General features: G+C 45.1%; 16 protein-coding genes and 1 tRNA gene. 8 read left to right on the top strand and 9 right to left on the bottom strand.

Annotation, left to right across the window (positions count from 1 at the left end; genetic code table 11):
• The first annotated feature begins 240 nt into the window (after positions 1 to 240).
• Positions 241 to 504 (top strand): hypothetical protein, encoded by a 264-nt coding sequence (locus tag OPS25_RS02980; protein WP_265616176.1) that lies wholly within the window; start codon positions 241 to 243, stop codon positions 502 to 504.
• A 508-nt stretch (positions 505 to 1,012) separates the two neighbouring features.
• Here OPS25_RS02980 and OPS25_RS02985 read toward each other — a convergent pair.
• Both OPS25_RS02985 and OPS25_RS02990 read right to left on the bottom strand, forming a co-directional pair.
• Positions 1,013 to 1,099, bottom strand: a tRNA-Leu gene (locus OPS25_RS02985).
• Between the two features lie 113 nt (positions 1,100 to 1,212).
• Positions 1,213 to 1,407, bottom strand: a complete 195-nt coding sequence (locus OPS25_RS02990) for a hypothetical protein (protein ID WP_265616177.1) — start codon at positions 1,405 to 1,407, stop codon at positions 1,213 to 1,215.
• 68 nt (positions 1,408 to 1,475) lie between these two features.
• On the opposite strand from OPS25_RS02990, the gene OPS25_RS02995 reads away from it, so the two are divergent.
• The gene (locus OPS25_RS02995) at positions 1,476 to 1,991 is read left to right on the top strand and encodes an RDD family protein (RefSeq protein ID WP_265616178.1); all 516 of its coding nucleotides are present in this window, start codon (positions 1,476 to 1,478) and stop codon (positions 1,989 to 1,991) included.
• A gap of 12 nt (positions 1,992 to 2,003) precedes the next feature.
• Here OPS25_RS02995 and lptG read toward each other — a convergent pair whose 3' ends face one another.
• Complete coding sequence (gene lptG / locus OPS25_RS03000; RefSeq protein WP_265616179.1) at positions 2,004 to 3,065, bottom strand: LPS export ABC transporter permease LptG; 1,062 nt, start codon at positions 3,063 to 3,065, stop codon at positions 2,004 to 2,006.
• Complete coding sequence (gene lptF / locus OPS25_RS03005) at positions 3,065 to 4,168, bottom strand: LPS export ABC transporter permease LptF (protein ID WP_265616180.1); 1,104 nt, start codon at positions 4,166 to 4,168, stop codon at positions 3,065 to 3,067. Before lptF ends, lptG begins: the two co-directional genes overlap by 1 nt.
• A gap of 252 nt (positions 4,169 to 4,420) precedes the next feature.
• On the opposite strand from lptF, the gene pepA reads away from it, so the two are divergent.
• Genes pepA through OPS25_RS03020 form a run of 3 tightly spaced genes read left to right on the top strand, consistent with a single transcriptional unit; the run spans position 4,421 to position 9,138 of the window.
• The gene (gene pepA / locus OPS25_RS03010; RefSeq protein ID WP_265616181.1) at positions 4,421 to 5,926 is read left to right on the top strand and encodes a leucyl aminopeptidase; all 1,506 of its coding nucleotides are present in this window, start codon (positions 4,421 to 4,423) and stop codon (positions 5,924 to 5,926) included.
• 6 nt (positions 5,927 to 5,932) lie between these two features.
• Complete coding sequence (locus OPS25_RS03015) at positions 5,933 to 6,358, top strand: DNA polymerase III subunit chi (RefSeq protein WP_265616182.1); 426 nt, start codon at positions 5,933 to 5,935, stop codon at positions 6,356 to 6,358.
• Positions 6,359 to 6,366: 8 nt separating this feature from the next.
• Positions 6,367 to 9,138, top strand: coding sequence for a valine--tRNA ligase (locus tag OPS25_RS03020; RefSeq protein WP_265616183.1), 2,772 nt, complete (start codon positions 6,367 to 6,369; stop codon positions 9,136 to 9,138).
• A 34-nt stretch (positions 9,139 to 9,172) separates the two neighbouring features.
• On the opposite strand, the gene OPS25_RS03025 is transcribed toward OPS25_RS03020, so the two are convergent.
• Together OPS25_RS03025 and OPS25_RS03030 are read right to left on the bottom strand one after the other, a co-directional pair.
• A complete protein-coding gene (locus tag OPS25_RS03025; RefSeq protein WP_265616184.1) occupies positions 9,173 to 11,866 on the bottom strand; it encodes a hybrid sensor histidine kinase/response regulator in 2,694 nt (897 codons plus the stop codon).
• 24 nt (positions 11,867 to 11,890) lie between these two features.
• A complete protein-coding gene (locus tag OPS25_RS03030) occupies positions 11,891 to 13,156 on the bottom strand; it encodes an ABC transporter substrate-binding protein (RefSeq protein ID WP_265616185.1) in 1,266 nt (421 codons plus the stop codon).
• Positions 13,157 to 13,317: 161 nt separating this feature from the next.
• On the opposite strand from OPS25_RS03030, the gene OPS25_RS03035 reads away from it, so the two are divergent.
• Both OPS25_RS03035 and OPS25_RS03040 read left to right on the top strand, forming a co-directional pair.
• The gene (locus OPS25_RS03035; protein ID WP_265616186.1) at positions 13,318 to 14,169 is read left to right on the top strand and encodes an SPFH domain-containing protein; all 852 of its coding nucleotides are present in this window, start codon (positions 13,318 to 13,320) and stop codon (positions 14,167 to 14,169) included.
• A gap of 3 nt (positions 14,170 to 14,172) precedes the next feature.
• Positions 14,173 to 14,385, top strand: a complete 213-nt coding sequence (locus OPS25_RS03040; RefSeq protein WP_265616187.1) for a hypothetical protein — start codon at positions 14,173 to 14,175, stop codon at positions 14,383 to 14,385.
• Here the strand turns inward: OPS25_RS03040 and OPS25_RS03045 are convergent.
• From OPS25_RS03045 to OPS25_RS03055, 3 genes are all read right to left on the bottom strand, one after another.
• The gene (locus OPS25_RS03045) at positions 14,382 to 15,098 is read right to left on the bottom strand and encodes a choice-of-anchor H family protein (RefSeq protein ID WP_265616188.1); all 717 of its coding nucleotides are present in this window, start codon (positions 15,096 to 15,098) and stop codon (positions 14,382 to 14,384) included. The two genes, OPS25_RS03040 and OPS25_RS03045, sit on opposite strands and share 4 nt — an antisense overlap.
• Positions 15,099 to 15,225: 127 nt before the next feature.
• The gene (gene rraB / locus OPS25_RS03050; protein WP_265616189.1) at positions 15,226 to 15,600 is read right to left on the bottom strand and encodes a ribonuclease E inhibitor RraB; all 375 of its coding nucleotides are present in this window, start codon (positions 15,598 to 15,600) and stop codon (positions 15,226 to 15,228) included.
• 34 nt (positions 15,601 to 15,634) lie between these two features.
• Positions 15,635 to 16,360 (bottom strand): 1-acylglycerol-3-phosphate O-acyltransferase, encoded by a 726-nt coding sequence (locus OPS25_RS03055; protein ID WP_265616190.1) that lies wholly within the window; start codon positions 16,358 to 16,360, stop codon positions 15,635 to 15,637.
• A 165-nt stretch (positions 16,361 to 16,525) separates the two neighbouring features.
• Between OPS25_RS03055 and OPS25_RS03060 the strand changes: the two genes are divergently transcribed.
• On the top strand, positions 16,526 to 17,668 hold the full coding sequence (locus OPS25_RS03060) for an HD domain-containing phosphohydrolase (protein ID WP_265616191.1): 1,143 nt from the start codon (positions 16,526 to 16,528) through the stop codon (positions 17,666 to 17,668).
• Positions 17,669 to 17,677 lie beyond the last annotated feature (9 nt).

Genomic DNA, 17,677 nt, shown 5'->3' on the forward strand with positions numbered 1-17,677 from the left:
ACTATTATCGACAATTAGCCGAAGATACGGCAGCATGACTCAAACAAATCCGCCTCCGAATTTACCGGCGCGATTCAGTTACTAAGTTGGTTCACCTATAGAGTCTATCTTAAGTTAGTAAAAGGAAACGCTGAGACTCATATAGACTCGCCAGACCATGAGGAAATACAAGCCATCGTGGACATGGCAATGGAGGATAGCAGGGTCATAAGGTCGGTTAAAGGCTACAAAGGTAGTGACATGATTTGGTTTGGTGAATGGACTACCCCTGATGGATGGGTTGTGACTGGTGGAAGTATGAACACAATTGCATATAAAACTATAAGAGATCTACTTAAAAAGCATGTCTATTTCGAACCTACCAAAGCCCAAGCTCAAACAATACGCTCTTCCAAGCCCTTACAGAATAGCAAGGAAAAAGCTTCAGGATGCCTAGGGGCATTGGTGTTTGCGGTATTGACTCCCATAGCTTTAATTACAACCAAAGCTCTCAACATTTTATAATGGATTTCAAGCAATCAGTCTCATGAATCTTCTCGACATAGCGCCACTGCTCATCCTTGTTCTTAAACTTACTGTAAAGGTTATACGTAAAGGATAGCTGCTTGTGTCCTGCAAGCCGCGCAGCGATCTCTACAGGACAACCAATCTGATTAAATGCTATTACAAAGTCACTTCGAAAAGAGTGTAAGTCAGTTTTATAACCTTCACTCTTTTTAAAGTCTTTGATCAGCTTACCAGACTCAGATGAGATACAATTAACGGCTTCCTTACTTATATTACAGTTTTACCGGTCTCAGGGAGTAGCCGCATTACCGGGAGATACCATAACAAAACGGCAATGATATTAAGAAGAGCCTATGGTTTTAAGAACTTTAAAAATTACAGAATAAGAGTAATGACCCATTGTGCGCGCCGGTTACCCGGATGGGATGGTGTAATTAATCGAGTGAGATGAATGTTGAGCGCCCGTTTATGGGGTAGAGCCAAAATTTTGCAAAGATTAAATGGATGGTACCAGAGGCCGGACTTGAACCGGCACACCCTTGCGGGCGGTGGATTTTGAATCCACTGCGTCTACCAATTCCGCCACTCTGGCTTTGGTATCCATGCCTAGCAAAGCATTAAAACTTTGCAAATCTTTGCACGCATTTTTTAACTTGTTTGAGTCAAAAGGGGCTTACCTTTCAATGACTTGTCCAGACTGACTTGCTAGACGCGTTCAATTTTGAATCCGCTGCGTCTACCAATTCCGCCACTCTGGCATGGATAGATGTGCTTTGATTGCTGCCGCATTATAGCGTTATGCCATTCGCTGACAAGCGTTTTTTGCAAATCGTTGGCAATAAACGCTTCAAGTGATGGTTTATTCACCTGTTCAAGGGTGCGATAGTTAACGCCGCGCAAATCATTTTTGATTTACACCAGCCTGTGGCACACTTGCAGATTGAATTTATTTAGTTTATTTAATTGTAGTGACCGAATCTGAATCTGTTAATCAAACTCATCGTCTTAACCGCGCAAGTTTTGTTAAACGGCTGTTGGCTATGATTTATGACACCCTTGTTGCGACGGCAGTGGGCATGTGTGCGGCGATGGTAATCATCGTCAGCTTGGTTATTTTGTTCCACAATGGTGTCCTGGATATGGGGGCACATGAACAACCGGCAGATGCCATTCAAGCATCCTGGCAAATCAAGTTACTTATTCAGGGGTGGGTTATCGCCTGGGTGATTGGGTTTTTCTTATGGTTTTGGAAGCGGGGAGGGCAGACCATAGGGATGCGAGCCTGGCGTCTGAAAATTTACAATACCCAAGACACGCCCATCACCTGGACGCGCTTGGTTCTGCGTTTAATTGCTTCGTTGGGTGGGCTGGGCACCTTGTTGGTATTGCTCGATTACAAAAATAAACAATCATTGCAAGACAGAGTGGCCGGTACCGAAGTATTGCAATTGACCAAAACTCAGAACGACCACAAAAGTTGGTAACCTCTTAGCCTCTTAGCGTCTTAGTAGATAAGTAGCAATTGCCGCAAATAGTAAACTCGGCAATATCGCCCCTAAAACGGGAGGAAGTTGGTACACCAGACTTAATGGTCCAAATACTTCGTTGGTGATAAAAAATCCAAACCCCGTCAAGACCCCCATTATAACTCGCGCGCCCATGGTCACACTGCGGAGTGGTCCAAAAATAAATGATAGAGCCATCAACATCATGACGCCTATAGAAATGGGCTGCAAAATTTTGCGCCACAGCGCTAGCTCATAGCGTGAAGCGTCTTGGTCATTGTTCTCAAGATAGCCGATATAGTCAGCCAACCCTTCAATTGATAACGCCTCAGGCTTTACCGCGACAATGCCTAACTTGTCTGGTGTGAGGGACGAATCCCACTGCTGCCGCTGGTGGCTTTGGATATTAATTTTTTCCTCACCAAACTGCGTTATATCAACGTTTTCTAAAAACCATTTGTTGTTTTCGAAGATACCCGATTGGGCGTACGTTATCGTATTTAAGGTTAAGTCCGGGTGAAACGAAAAAATACTAATGTCTTTTAACGATTCGCGGGTGAAAACCTGCCCAATACTGACAAACTGATCGCCATCTTTCGCCCACACTAATTGATCTGAAGAAAATAAACTGCCGCCTGTAATTGCCTCTGTCTTAATTTCCTTGGCCCGCGATTCACTAAATGGCGTCACCCATTCACTAATTGCCATCACCGCCAAAATCATGATCACAGTAGATTTCATAGCCGATGCGATGATATTCCAGCGACTCAAGCCTGCTGCTTGCATTACCACTAGCTCACTATTACTGGCAAGTAATCCCATACCCACTAAGCCGCCAAGCAAGGTGGCCATAGGAAAAAATTGTTCGAGATCACGTGGTAAGCTTAGCAATACGAAAAGGCCGGCAGTGACCATGTCGTAATCCCCTTCACCGAGCTTGCGCAGTTGCTCAACAAATTTGATAAGGGCGCTAAGCCCCACTAAGACTGAGAGGGTGACAGTAATGGTGCCAAGTAATGTACGGGCAATGTATAAATCTAAAAGTCGAAACATTATCCCTTCCTAAAAATTAGTGCACGTATATGCGCACCCGTTTTGCGGTCTCGAACCAGTAGACCTAAGCCTATTATTAACATAATGGCATGCACCCACCATAGGCCAAGTTGAACAGGAATGCGCCCGTCTTCTAACACTCTACGGCTGGCAAGCAATAGAAGGAAGTAACCCAAGTACAGAAGAATCGCAGGAAACATTTTGCCAAAACGGCCCTGACGTGGGTCCACAGAACTTAGCGGCACTGCAATTAAAATCAGAAAGGGGATCGACAGCGGAATTGCCAGGCGCCATTGCAGTTCCGCTTGCGCTTCCAACGACTCCATTCCCCACAGTTCTTGCGTGGGAAGCACACTTATTTTGACGCGAGTTTCTTCTTGTACCTCATCGGCAATTTGGATGTGGTATTCGTCAAAAGCCACTTTGCGGTAGCTATGTTTGCGCTGCTCTCCTTCATATTGCACGCCGTCCTCTAGTACCAGAGTGCGGGTGCCATCGCGCTCGTTACTTATCCTTCCTGCATCCGCATACACCACACGAACCTTTCCTGCGGCTGTCTCGCTTTGATGCTGGGACAGAAAAACGCGCTTTAAGGAATCATCCTTTTTATCGATATCGTGAACAAAAATAACGGCTTTTTCGTTACCTGTTTGCTGGAAGCGTCCAGGAATAATGGCAGAAAAGCCTGCTTCGGAACGGGCCTTTTCTTTTAGTTCAAATTCACTTTGGGCGGCGGTAGGGGCTAAATAAAGCGTGATAAAACCTGTCACCAACATAATAATCAGTGATAAAAACAACATAACCCGAGTAACATACCATTCGCTGACCCCACACGCGCGCATCACGGTCATTTCACTGTCAACATAAAGGCGACCATGGGCGAGCATAATGCCCAGATACGCGCTTATAGGCATCACTAAGGACGCCAGAATAGGAGTATAAAGGGCGAGAAATCCTGCTACCAGCCCGGCGGGGATATCTCCATCTGAAGCATCACCTAATACACGAACAAAACGCAATGTAATAAATATAGCCATTAGAATGAGAAAAATGGCCAGTTGGGACTTAAGTGTTTCCTTAAGCAAATAGCGAAATATTAACATCCCACTCCCAATGAAAATTTGGATTTATAGTGAAAAAGCGCACAATCTTGAGTAAACTTTGTATTTTTACAAGTTAAGCAATTAACCTTAAAACGATTCGCTTTGGCTTTAGTTCAATTTAGCTCAGCAGTCAGGCCATATAATAAAATGGGCAAAAGGCTGTCAGCGTGTGTATTAAACCATAACCGCGCGCAAAACGTTACGTGATTTTGAACCCTATGCCAGAACAAAGAAAATAGCAAAGGAGATATCGTGGAATTTAGTGTAAAAAGTGGCAGTCCCGAAAAACAACGCAGCGCCTGTATCGTAGTGGGTGTATTCGAGCCACGACGACTAACAGCGGTGGCCGAGCAATTAGATGAAATCAGTGAAGGATATATTAGCAACCTGCTACGCCGGGGCGACCTGGAAGGTAAAGCAGGGCAGATGTTACTGCTGCATCACGTTCCTAACGTATTAAGTGAGCGTGTATTACTGGTGGGGTGTGGAAAAGAGCGTGAACTGGATGAAAGGCAGTATAAGCAAATCATCGCCCGCACCATCAAAACACTAAACGAAACCGGTTCCATGGAAGCGGTCTGCTTTTTGACCGAATTGCATGTGAAAGGGCGTGATACGTATTGGAAAGTGCGCCAGGCTGTCGAAGCTACCCAGGATTCGTTGTACACCTTTTTGCAATTGAAAACCAAGAAAGGTGAACCACGCAGGCCGTTACGTAAAATTGTATTTAATGTCCCCACGCGCAGAGAGTTAACGGTTGGCGAACGCGCTGTCGAGCACGGTCTGGCAATAGCCGCCGGTGCTAAAGTAACCAAAGATGTGGCCAATATGCCACCCAATATCTGTAATCCTGGCTATTTGTGGGAACAAGCCCAGGAACTCGCTTCAAATTATAGCTCTATTTCGGCCGAAGTGGTTGACGAAGCCAAAATGAACGAGCTTGGCATGCAGGCCTATTTAGCGGTGGGGCGTGGATCGCACAATGAATCAATGATGAGTATTATTCATCACCAAGGTGGCGCTGCGAATCAGGCTCCTATTGTTTTGGTCGGTAAAGGGTTAACGTTTGACTCTGGTGGTATTTCAATCAAGCCCGGCGAGGCGATGGACGAAATGAAATACGATATGGGCGGCGCGGCCTCTGTGCTGGGTGTGATGCACACTGTTGCAGAGCTGAATTTGCCTATTAATGTCATTGGCGTATTGGCAGGTTGTGAGAATATGCCTGATGGTAATGCATATCGGCCAGGGGACATCCTGACCACAATGTCAGGACAAACGGTTGAAGTACTTAATACTGATGCAGAAGGCCGATTAGTGTTATGTGATGCGTTGACGTATGTGGAACGCTATGAGCCTGAATTGGTTATAGACGTCGCGACGTTGACCGGCGCTTGCGTAATTGCATTAGGGGCGCACGCTACTGGTTTGATGAGCCAGCACAATCCATTGGCCCACGAACTCCTTAATGCATCAGAGCAAAGTTCAGATCGTGCCTGGCGTTTGCCCCTTTGGGATGAGTATCAGTCTCAGTTAGACAGTCCGTTTGCCGATATGACCAATTTAGGCGGACGTCCGGCGGGTAGCATTACTGCTGGGTGTTTCCTCTCTCGCTTCACGAAAAAGTATAACTGGGCCCATCTGGATATCGCTGGTACTGCCTGGCGCGGTGGCAAGCATAAAGGCGCCACAGGCCGCCCCGTCCCAATGTTGTCTCAGTTTTTGATGAACCGAGCAGGCGTGAATCACGAGGACTAAGTATCCATGCCGCAGGTTGTATTTTATGCGCTTGGAAAAGCGCAACAAGCCTCTCATCGCGCTTGTGAACTGGTCGCTGACGCATATTCAAAACGTCAGCGATGTCGCATATTATGCGCAAGTCAGAAGCAAGCTGAAGACGTTGACGAACTACTGTGGCAAATGCCTGCAGACAGGTTTATTCCTCACAATCTACATGGTGAAGGGCCCACTTCCGGCACCCCTGTAGAAATCTGTTGGCTGCCGGATCAGGTGGAAAAGTGCCATGTGATTATCAACCTAACGGATGAATTGGTAAGTCAACCACAGCGGTTTTTATTTATTTATGATTTCGTGCCGGCCGAAGAAGAGGCCAAACAGAAAGCGCGATTACGCTACAAACATTATCAACAAGCCGGCTTTGCCATGCAGTTTGAGTCGGTGGAGAATTGAGAATTAGTATGGATAAAACCTTCGAACCACAATCCATTGAAAAGCAGTGTTACCAGGAGTGGGAGACGGCCGGGTTATTTAAGCCCTCAGGTGAAGGCACACCTTATAGCATTTTGCTGCCTCCTCCAAATGTCACGGGTAGCCTGCATATGGGCCATGCATTCCAGCACACTATTATGGACGCACTTACCCGTTATCACCGTATGAAAGGTGACAATACATTATGGCAAGTGGGCACCGACCACGCGGGTATTGCCACGCAAATGGTAGTCGAGCGACAGTTAAATGCAGAAGGTAAAACCCGCCATGATTTAGGACGTGAAGATTTCGTCAAAAAAATCTGGGAATGGAAAGAAGAAAGTGGTGGCACTATCACCCAGCAAATGCGGCGGCTGGGTACGTCGGGTGACTGGGATCGGGAAGTCTTTACGATGGACGAAAATTTGTCGAAAGCCGTCACAGAAGTGTTTGTTAAGCTTCATGAGGAAGGGTTGATTTACCGTGGCAAACGCCTGGTAAATTGGGATCCTGTGTTGTTGACGGCGGTGTCTGACCTAGAAGTACTGAACGAGGAAGAAAATGGCCACATGTGGCATATTCGCTATCCTCTGGAAGAGAGTGGCGACTCGATTATCGTCGCCACCACCCGTCCTGAGACAATGTTAGGAGACACTGCCGTGGCAGTTCATCCTGACGACGAGCGATACCAGCACCTCATTGGTAAAAATATTAAATTGCCACTGACGAATCGTCTCATTCCGATTATCGCTGATGATTACGTCGATCCAGAGTTCGGCACAGGCTGCGTCAAAATTACGCCCGCCCATGACTTTAATGACTACGAAATGGGTAAGAGACATAACTTACCCATGATCAACGTCTTAACGGAAGATGCGCGTATTAATGATGAAGCTCCCGAACGATATCGGGGAATGGATCGCTTCGATGCGCGTAAACAGGTTGTCAGCGACCTTGAAGACCTCGATTTATTACTTAAAGTTGAACCGCACAAGCTGAAGGTACCACGGGGAGATCGTTCTGGCTCAGTAATCGAACCTTATTTAACAGACCAGTGGTACGTAGCAGTAGAGTCGCTGGCTAAACCCGCCATAGAAGCGGTTGAAGCAGGTGAAATCCGTTTTGTCCCTGAAAATTGGAACAAGACCTATTACCAATGGATGCACAATATTCAGGACTGGTGTATTTCACGCCAGTTGTGGTGGGGCCATCGCGTGCCAGCGTGGTACGATGACCAAGGCAATATATACGTTGCCCGCACGGAAGCGGAAGCACGCGAAAAGCATAAGCTGGCAGACGATCTGGTATTGCACCAAGATAACGATGTGCTTGATACCTGGTTTTCGTCGGCGTTGTGGCCATTCGCCACATTAGGATGGCCAGAGAAAACGCCCGAGCTTGCAACCTATTTGCCCACCTCAGTATTGGTTACCGGCTTTGACATCATCTTTTTCTGGGTGGCCAGAATGATAATGATGACGAAAAAATTTACTGGCCAAATACCTTTTAAAGAAATTTATATTACCGGTCTTATTCGGGACGAGAACGGCGATAAAATGTCCAAATCGAAAGGCAATGTGATTGATCCTATTGATGTCATTGATGGCATTGATGGGGACGCACTGGTGGCCAAGCGAACCCGGGGCATGATGCAACCCCAGCTAGCGGAGAAAGTGGCTAAGCGTACGCGCAAGCAATATCCGGATGGGTTTAATGCCTATGGAACAGACGCCCTGCGATTTACTTTCGCCGCCATGGCGTCCACTAGTCGTGATATTAATTTCGACATGGGGCGGGTAGAAGGCTACCGTAATTTCTGCAACAAAATTTGGAACGCGTCTCGATTTGTACTGATGAATACCGAAAATGAAGATTGCGGTCTTAACGGTGGCAAGATGGAATTAAGCCTGGCTGATCGCTGGGTGTGGGCAAAATTCCAGCAGGTTGTTCAGGAATTTGAGACGGCTATCGCCGATTATCGTTTTGATATAGCGGCACAGGTGGCTTATGAGTTTACTTGGAACCAGTTCTGCGATTGGTATCTGGAGCTAACGAAAGCAATCTTGAATAATCCAGATAGTTCCGACGCGCAAAAACGTGGCAGCCGCCATACGCTTATTAATGTCCTCGAAAATCTTTTACGCTTAATGCATCCGTTTATGCCTTTCATCACAGAAGCCATTTGGCAGCGTGTTGCCCCCCTGTGTAAATCATTGCCCGATAATGTCAGTATCATGGTGCAATCATTCCCTGCAGTTGAGCAAGACAGAATAGATGCGCAGGCGCTGGAAGATATCGAATGGGTGAAACGCTTTATTCTGGGTATTCGGAACATTCGTGGTGAGATGGATATTTCCCCGAATAAGCCTTTAGATGCCTTGTTAAGAAATGCCAGCAATGAAGATATCCGTAAGTTAAAAGCCACTCGGCCTTTTATTGATAAGTTGGCCAAACTGCAGAAAATAGATAACTTAATGCAAGGTGAAAAAGGGCCCGCAAGTGCGACCGCATTGATTGGCGAAATGGAAGTACTTATTCCGATGGCGGGCTTGATCGACAAGGATGCAGAGCTTGCACGTTTGCAAAAAGCAATTGAAAAGATGCAAAAGGATGTTGACCGTACTGAAGGCAAATTGGCAAATGCAAAATTTGTAAGTAATGCCCCAGAGGCAGTTATTGAAAAAGAGCGAACGAAGCTGGCGCAAGCCAAAATGCAGCTTGTTAAGCTGCGCGAGCAACACCAGACGATTGCTGAATTATGATACTGTGTAATTAGAGTTAACTAAGGCCCGCCTCTTAATCGAGCGGGCTTTTTTTATGGCCCTTAGCAAGATATCTCAGCAAAGTATTACTCATCGCCTGGCGTTTAACAGGCTTGGTTAAATAGTCGTTCATACCCGCCTGTAGCCCTTTATTCCGGTCTTCCTTCATGGCATTAGCCGACAAGCCTATTATGGGAACTTCTGTAAAACCGCGTTCACGTAAAATCTTGGTAGCTTGATAGCCATCCATTACTGGCATCTGAACATCCATAAGCACAAGATCATAATCCGGCGAGTTGGTCATTTTAGCAATCGCCAGCTCCCCATTCTCTGCAATATCATAAGTCAGACCAAGAGAGCTTAACATTTCTCCTGTGACGACTTGATTAATATTGTTGTCCTCTACGAGTAAAACGTGACCAATCAGCGGCTCATCGATTTCATCACTCTTACCGATTATCAAAGACGAGGTGTTCTCTCCTAATAATTCTTTTACAAACCGCGAAAACTGAATAGGCGTAAAGGGATGAAACAAGATAGGGCCTTGCCACAAGTCATTAAATTTAGACTGCATATGGCCTGTTTGTGAATTCGCGATTAAACCGATCACACGCCCGCTGCTTTTAAGCGCTTGCAGCTGTTCTTGCTGATTGCGAACGGACTTATATTCTGGAGCATCTAAAATGAGTACGGGAACGGTCAGTTCATGATTATTAGGGGAGATATCCACTTCATGCAGGGGGATCTGATTGACGTTCAGCAGTTCAATATAACTAGCAGGTAACAAAGGACCATCGGTTATATACAGGCTTTTAGGCGGCAGGCTAGCCAATTCAGACAGTACACCTTTCTGATTTTTAAAAGCGCGTAGAGGAAGGGTGATAGTGAATTTTGAACCTTTGCCTAAAATAGAAGAAACCTCCATTTTTCCATGCATTAACTCCGTTAGCTGGTTTACGATTGTGAGACCCAATCCCGTACCACCATATTTCCGGTTTGTAGCGCCATCCGCTTGGGTAAAGGGTTGAAAAATTCTGGAGAGCTGCTCGTCACTCATGCCGATACCCGAGTCTGTCACCGTCATTTCCAAGCTGAGCAAGTTACCTTTTTCGTTTAAGGTTCCACTAAATCCAATTTTTATCGTCCCTCTTTCCGTAAATTTCACTGCATTGGAAGCCAGGTTGAGTATGATTTGCGAAATGCGTAATGGATCACCAATTACTTGAGCGGGAAGTGAGGGCTCAACTTCCAAACGAACCTGCAGATTTTTTTCTTGAGCACGTAAACCTATCACGGCCAGAATATTGTCAAAAATGGAGTGAAGTGAAAAACTCACTTCTTCAATATCCAGTTTACCGGCTTCAATCTTCGAAAAGTCGAGTATATCGTTAATAACACTCATCAAAATCTGCCCGGAATAAGCCGCCTTATCAAGGTACTCTTTCATCACCGGTGACATAGGTTGTTGTTGGGCGAGTTCAAGCAACCCGATAATGCCGTTCATGGGCGTGCGAATTTCGTGACTCATATTTGCTAAAAAAATACTTTTTGAAGCAGTCGCTTGTTCCGCTTTCACTTTGGCTTCATGCAATTCAGTATTTAATTGAGCCAAGGTTGTATTGACCTCTTGAGCATCTGCCAGTAATTGCTTGGTTTGCTTGTTTTTCTCACTAAAAACATGTGCGGCATTGGCAAGCTGGCCAATCTCATCCTTACGCTTGCGAGCGGGTATGGATTCAACATTTTCTCCTGCAGAAAGCCTGATAAATACATTCGTAATAGACCGAATGGGAGACATTATCCTGAAAGATGTGTAAGCCGCGGCGATTAGCGCTAATAAGATAGCCACTATGGTCGAAAGTTCGCCTTTACGTTGGGCATCAATCGCAGAACGTTCCGTTTCCAGCTTAATTTGTTGGTTGCGGTTGGAAACTTGTTCGGCAAGTTCTCCACTTAAGAACAACACCTCATTGGCTGAGCCCGCCATAACAACATTCACTAAAAACAGGTTACCCTGCGTTATCTGGGTCAGTTCGCGAAAGTGTTCTTCAAGAAAATTAAGCTGGTTTGCAAATTCTTCCGAAAAGGCGCCTGGATTAGTTTCACCAATGGATTTGATGGATTCAATGGCTTCATTAAAATGCTTTATCTGGGTTGAATTAGGTCGCGCCACATATTGCAACGCAGCATTCTCTGCTTCTAATATGTGTAACGCTAGCGCAGACTGCGTCAATGAGTTTAAGGATGAGTTAGGTCCAAACTGAGCTATTTCGTTTCTCAGGGCGGATAATTCAGCCAATGTTCCTGACGCAATCAAGTTGTCTCGCCTGAAACGTGCGTCTACCACTTGCCCAAAATTTTCCTGATAGTCGGCAAGATGACCTCTCATCCTTCTGAGCACATCAGATGCACCCATTTTTTTTAAACTTTTATTGGCGGATTTCTCTAAAGAAGAAAGTTTTGATTGAATGGAGAGCATTAAGCGCTCGAAGCGCGTGACGGCAGATTCACTGGTAGTTTCTTTAAAGATAAGTACGTTACGCTGTAAATCGATGACATCTCTTTCAAGCTGACGTACCAAGCCAACATCGGTGAAGGCCCGATTAATTTGTTCCAAGCCCTCTGACAGCACGAGCTGATTCGTGCGGGCGATGTAACCTTGCAGGATCAGTAATATAACAAGTGCGACAAGGATTAAAAAAAGCTGGCCGCGAATAGACGCTAACATAGAATGTTATTCATCCTTATTAAGTTAAGAAGTGATAAATTCGTACCACTTTTGCAAACTGTACTCATACGATGGCATAACTGTATTCCACACAGCAACATTACTGAATCTATCTTCATAACTTCCGCCTGACCGCTGCTCATCTTTTTTCACTGATACCTTGCCATCCGGACCTTTTAACTCTTCTGACGCCGGCAACCCTTGGTACCAGTAATCCCACTCCGCCTTGGTAAGAAATGCCGCGGATCGTTGTGGGTTAGAAATGTAGTAACCTTGTCTGGCAATAAATGCGCCAGGCCAACCTGATAACCACCAGTTCATGTATTCGTAGCATGCGTCTTTTACCCTGCCTGTGGTAGACGACGACAAACACATTACACCGTGCCAGCCGCGATAGCCTTCAACTGGGGCGGCAAACCTAACAGGTATGTTTTCTCCATTCAATACCGATACCGCCGGCGAAAACATGCTCTCAATATGCACACGCTGAGAGCGCATAAACTGAACGGACTCAGGAACAGAAGTCCAAAAACCACTGAAATGCTGAAGTTGTTTTAATTCAACAAGAATAGTGAATAGTTCGTCTAACTCTTGATTGGTGATGGCACCTATATCCTGAAATTTGATAAAACCTTTGGCCTCGGCGGCAAGTGCTAAATCAAATAAACCTATAGTGGGGTCATTTACGATCCCTACCTTGCCGGATAATCTTGAATCCAGCAACCAACCCCAGCTTTCTTGGTTTTGGTCGAACCCGCTGCCCAGTAAAGAAGTATTGTAACCAAATGAGTCAACATTATGCACATAAGGTAAGAAGCTCACGGTATCGGTATGATTAGTTCCCAGTGAGCCATCAGATTGTATGTGTAATATTTTATGGGGAGCGTCGCCCGCCCCCATGCGAGCGTTGGCAGTAATTTTTCCTGTCTTGGTGAGACTGTTTATCTCATCCCAATAGTTCAGTCGTTTTTTTTCGATTGGCTGAATAGCCTTTGAACGCCACAAAACATTGATACTGTTCGACCATTGTTCATATAGGTCAAAGCTGGAAGGGTTCATGGACGCTTTTTGCAACACTGCAGCACTTCCCTTAGGCTCAAAGTGCAATTCTATGCCCAAATCTTCCATTGCTCGTTTACGCAAGGTTTCTTGTAATGTCACATGCGTTCCCAACACCCTCACTACAGGCTTTTGCCTGCCAATAGCAAACGGTGCTACGGCTGCTGTGGTACCCAGTGCCACTGACCCTTTAATAAATGTTCGTCTGGTAACCTCTTTTACAGGGGGCATTAATATTTGTCCATAATCATTCGGATTGTAGATATTAACGCTTAGTGTGGCTCAGAATTCAACGACTTACCACTTTTTCAAGACTTCAAAAATCAAAATGTTTGACAGTATCTGAATCCTCTTATTTAATTGATATCAAAATGATATCAAGGTGAATCAGTATGAATGAGAAACAAGGATTTTCGTTAAACGGGTATATGGTAGGGCTGTTGCTGTTAATGCCACTTCAGTTATTCTCCGTGTACTTGATGAACGCAGGGCCAAGTATTCCAAAGTTATTATTTGTGCTGCTGGTAGTTGGGAGTTGGGCCGGCTTTTTCATGGTACAACCGAACCAAGCCAAGGTTTTTACAATGTTTGGCAGCTATATGGGCACCGAACGCAGAAATGGTTTACGCTGGACAATTCCGTTTTTTATGCGTAAGCCGGTTTCACTTCGAATTCGCAATTTTGAAAGTGCACAAATGAAGGTGAATGATAATCAAGGCAACCCTGTGGAAATTGCCGCTATCATTGTCTGGTCAGTCACCGATACAGCTGAAGCAGTATTTGAGGTAGAGGATTATGAAAGTTACGTTACTATTCAAAGTGAATCGGCCATCCGCAATATGGCCAGTGATTTTCCCTATGATCCCCGCGATGATGCAATGGCCGAAGTGGCGTTGCGTAGCCATCCTGTAGAAATTTCGAATCGGCTACAAAAAGAAATACAAGACCGACTCAATAAGGCCGGAATCACGGTGCATGAAGCACGCATCAGTCACCTTGCCTATTCAGCAGAAATAGCCAGTGCCATGTTACAGCGACAGCAAGCCACCGCAATTATTGCAGCCCGCAGCAGAATTGTAGATGGGGCAGTGGGTATGGTCGAAATGGCACTAGCGCGATTGAGTGAAAACAATGTGGTGGAGCTTGATGAGGAGCGCAAAGCAAGTATGGTAAGTAATTTACTGGTTGTGTTGTGTGGAGATAAGGCCACCCAACCCGTGGTTAATGCGGGTAGTCTGTATTAATTTATGGCTTCAGGTATAAAAAAGAAAGCCTACCCGCTGCGTATGAACGAAGAAGTATTGGCTGCCATGCAGCGGTGGGCGGATGATGAATTAAGAAGCCTAAATGCACAAATTGAGTTCGTGTTGCGAGATGCGTTGGTCAAAAGCAAGCGCGTTAAGTTAATTGAGAACGAGGTCACTGAGCTTGAGCCGTCGCGTGACCTCAAAAAAGACTAACGAGAAGCCGTAGGGCGTTTGTGTAGCATTCGATAGCCTGACATCACTGCTAAAAATGCAAGCGATGAAAAGAGGATACTTCCACCGTGGGCATGGGCGGTAACGACAACTGTTTCTCTGTAAATATCACGGTTTTGACTTTCCAGGCTAACCAAGGCTAAATCGGCATCCTCAAACCCATCACTGAAGGCAACCAGTTCATCCGTATCTGCGTCATAAATTTCAATGAGAATGTCATAATCAAAGGGTCTGAATCCCGCCACTAACTCGCTGTCTACAATGTAGCTATCGCCAGTGGTTTCCCCATATACCCAAAACGTATCGGAAACATGAATGGCTTCGTATTCTTCTGCATCCCCTAAATAAACTACCGCATACACAGGAGCTTCCACATAAATAGTATCGACGTCGAATTCAACTAAAAACCGGGAGTAGAAGGTGTCACCATCATGATCATCAAGCAGGGTGATCCAGCTATCGTATATCCAAAAATCATTGTAAATTGACTGAGACATGACTTCGTCTCGCGTCTTTTTTGAAAACTGAGATAACGTCTTATTATTTTGTTTGGTATATTTTTTTGCTGCTTGCAGATCAGGGGAGGCTATCTTCTCTGAGACTTTTACGATTCGTTGTTCCGCCTGAGTGGTCGGTAACCAGGTAATTGCTGTCAGCACCAACAGCCAGCTCAATCGTTTGGTAAGGTGTTTCATTGCTCACATGCTTCCTTTAATTATTTAAAGTAAGTGTGGACCGAACAAACTGAACAAAAACTGAAACGAATCTTAATTTATTGAAAACGGACAAAACTGCCGCACGCCGACGGCAGTAAAACATTTATTAATCTGTCTCTTCGTCATCGCGGGGCATGAAAAAAGTCCCCCATCCATCATAATGCACACCATGTTTACTCGCGATAGCGAGTAGTGCATCAGTGTCTTTGTTTAAAAGCTCGCAATTTAATTTACGTTGTACAACAGCATCGAAACAATACACGGTGCCACCATCATCCAGATCCATTTCCTCTGCATCGGTAACTTCATAACCCGCTTTAAAGGCATCTACCGCTACTTTTTCCAACTTATCAAAATTAGTAGACGCAAAATGGTGCTCGATAGTGTAGTCCGCATCGGCTTCACTACCATCTTCGAGCAAAGCGTCAATGGTTTCCTGATTAAAGGCGTACCATTCTTCACGTTCGTCAATTTGATTCATAACAACCTGAATTTAGAAGAGAGAGAAACTAAGTTTACTGCTTTTTTTCCATTTCAGCGACGAGTAAATTTAATTCGTCAAACTTGGCTTTCATTCGGCTATAAAAAATGTCCGTCCATTCTCTGATACTGTGCTCATCGGTAAGCGGTTGAGGCGCGGCGATATCAATTAACAGGATTCCATTGTTCCAACGATTCCATTTAATCTTGCCATGCATATTACTTGCGGTAACCATCACCACAGGTTCAGCCGTATCTTGGGCCAAGCGAAATGCGCCGGATTTAAAAGGCAACAGGCCGCGACCACTGCTGCGGGTTCCCTCTGGAAATAACCATACTGACGTGTGCTTTTCATTGACTTTGCGTGCAGCAATTTTAAGGGTGTCACGTGCTTTGCCTGAATTTTTGCGGTCAATCATAATATTGCCGGCCAGCCAATAAATCTGACCGAAAATAGGGATCCATTTCAAACTTTTTTTACCAATTGTTACTACGCCCGGCAGCGCGGCTTTACAAATGGTAATGATGTCATAACTATTCTGGTGATTAGCAATAAACACATAAGGTACTCGTGGCTTGACGGCGTCAGAACGCTGAATCACGATTTTCAGGCCAAGAATTTTTGCCATCTGGCTGTAAGCCTGGCCGGCAAAATGTACGTTATCGCGATGAAAAGGGCGCGCTAAACAAACAATAAAAACCACGATGTTAATTGCCAGAAAAGCAAAAAACATGAGAACAACTCGGAGAATAGCTAACACATTTGTACCTAATTAAAAATTTGCCGCGCAGTATAAGGCATGTGGGGCTTCCCACATGTCCGATCAGTCACTGTAGTTTAGCTTAGAAATTTAGCAATTAGTTAGCGAAAGGTAATGTCTGATGTTATAAATGAGGGGTTATGTGTTAATTGGCTAAATAGAATTATGCAAAAATTTGTACCGGACGAAGTCGAAGAAGACATTCTTAATGATCTGATGGAAGAGATTAACGAACTCTACGAGGCCAGTGAGCAAACGCTGATCGAACTGGAATTACGTCCACAAGATAACGAATTACAGCGCGCCCTGTTTCGGTCTGTTCACACAATCAAAGGCGATCTCGGGCTGGTGGGCTTTTCACCCCTTATCCCCCTGTTGCAGCACGTTGAAGAATTGCTGGATTTTCTACGCAAAGGTCAGATTGAATATACCAGTACCATGAGTGACCTGGTCTTGTTAACCATGGACAGGGTGAAGGCATTTGTTGAAAGCATCATGGCCAAAGGCACTGCTGAATATGATAAAACCCTACACGAGCAATTGGTTATCGCAATTGCACGGATTCAACCCGACAACCCTGCCGATCACGAGCGCTTATTAAGCGAAGCCGTTTTGATGCTAAACCCCAATCTGGATTTAACTGCTGAGCCGGGGTCACAGGAAAACCAAGAATTAACCGGTGTTACTAAAACCCTTGCTAATACAGGTATTCCAAAGGATATCAGTGCTGAAAAACAAATGGATATATTGTTTTTCAGAGAAATGATGAAAACCATTGAGCATCGTTCCAATTATTGGTCAGGGCGCGGTGACAGGATCGCTAAATTGGCATTGCATATAAACGGGTTAGCGGAAAAACCAATTGAAGAAGATCAGTTGGCGGTCGCCTGTTACGTGCATGACTTTGGGATGGCATTTATGCCGCTTAAATTGTTGCATAAAAAAGATCCTTTTACGGATAACGAATTTAATTTAATGCGTTCTCATGTGTATAAAAGCTCCCGCCTGTTGGAACATTTGGATCAGTGGGACCAGGCACGCAAAATAGTGATGCAGCATCATGAACGAACAGATGGTTCAGGCTATCCGTTAGGCATTAAGGAAGATGACATCTGTGAAGGCGCTAAGTTGCTCGCTATTTTAGATACGTACGATGCCATGACCCACTCCCGCTCGCACAATAAAGATAAGCAGTTATCCAGAAAGCAGGCGGTGATCGAGATCAACCGCCAGGCCAAAGGGCAATTCAGTATGAAGTGGGTGCGCTTTTTTAATCAGGCCATGACGTCGCTACTCACCCGCAATTAATTTAAACTG

The sequence above is a fragment of the Alteromonas aquimaris genome, from assembly GCF_026183695.1.
In the GTDB taxonomy this organism is placed as follows: Bacteria; Pseudomonadota; Gammaproteobacteria; order Enterobacterales; family Alteromonadaceae; genus Alteromonas; species Alteromonas aquimaris.

Excerpts from the sequence above, each read along its gene's own strand:
- OPS25_RS03060 (WP_265616191.1), top strand. The coding sequence starts at position 16,526 with ATGCAAAAATTTGTACCGGACGAAGTCGAAGAAGACATTCTTAATGAT.
- lptF (WP_265616180.1), bottom strand. The coding sequence starts at position 4,168 with ATGTTAATATTTCGCTATTTGCTTAAGGAAACACTTAAGTCCCAACTG.
- OPS25_RS03025 (WP_265616184.1), bottom strand. The coding sequence starts at position 11,866 with ATGTTAGCGTCTATTCGCGGCCAGCTTTTTTTAATCCTTGTCGCACTT.
- lptG (WP_265616179.1), bottom strand. The coding sequence starts at position 3,065 with ATGTTTCGACTTTTAGATTTATACATTGCCCGTACATTACTTGGCACC.
- rraB (WP_265616189.1), bottom strand. The coding sequence starts at position 15,600 with ATGAATCAAATTGACGAACGTGAAGAATGGTACGCCTTTAATCAGGAA.
- OPS25_RS03040 (WP_265616187.1), top strand. The coding sequence starts at position 14,173 with ATGGCTTCAGGTATAAAAAAGAAAGCCTACCCGCTGCGTATGAACGAA.
- OPS25_RS03015 (WP_265616182.1), top strand. The coding sequence starts at position 5,933 with ATGCCGCAGGTTGTATTTTATGCGCTTGGAAAAGCGCAACAAGCCTCT.
- OPS25_RS03020 (WP_265616183.1), top strand. The coding sequence starts at position 6,367 with ATGGATAAAACCTTCGAACCACAATCCATTGAAAAGCAGTGTTACCAG.
- OPS25_RS03030 (WP_265616185.1), bottom strand. The coding sequence starts at position 13,156 with ATGCCCCCTGTAAAAGAGGTTACCAGACGAACATTTATTAAAGGGTCA.
- OPS25_RS03035 (WP_265616186.1), top strand. The coding sequence starts at position 13,318 with ATGAATGAGAAACAAGGATTTTCGTTAAACGGGTATATGGTAGGGCTG.
- OPS25_RS03045 (WP_265616188.1), bottom strand. The coding sequence starts at position 15,098 with ATGAAACACCTTACCAAACGATTGAGCTGGCTGTTGGTGCTGACAGCA.
- OPS25_RS02980 (WP_265616176.1), top strand. The coding sequence starts at position 241 with ATGATTTGGTTTGGTGAATGGACTACCCCTGATGGATGGGTTGTGACT.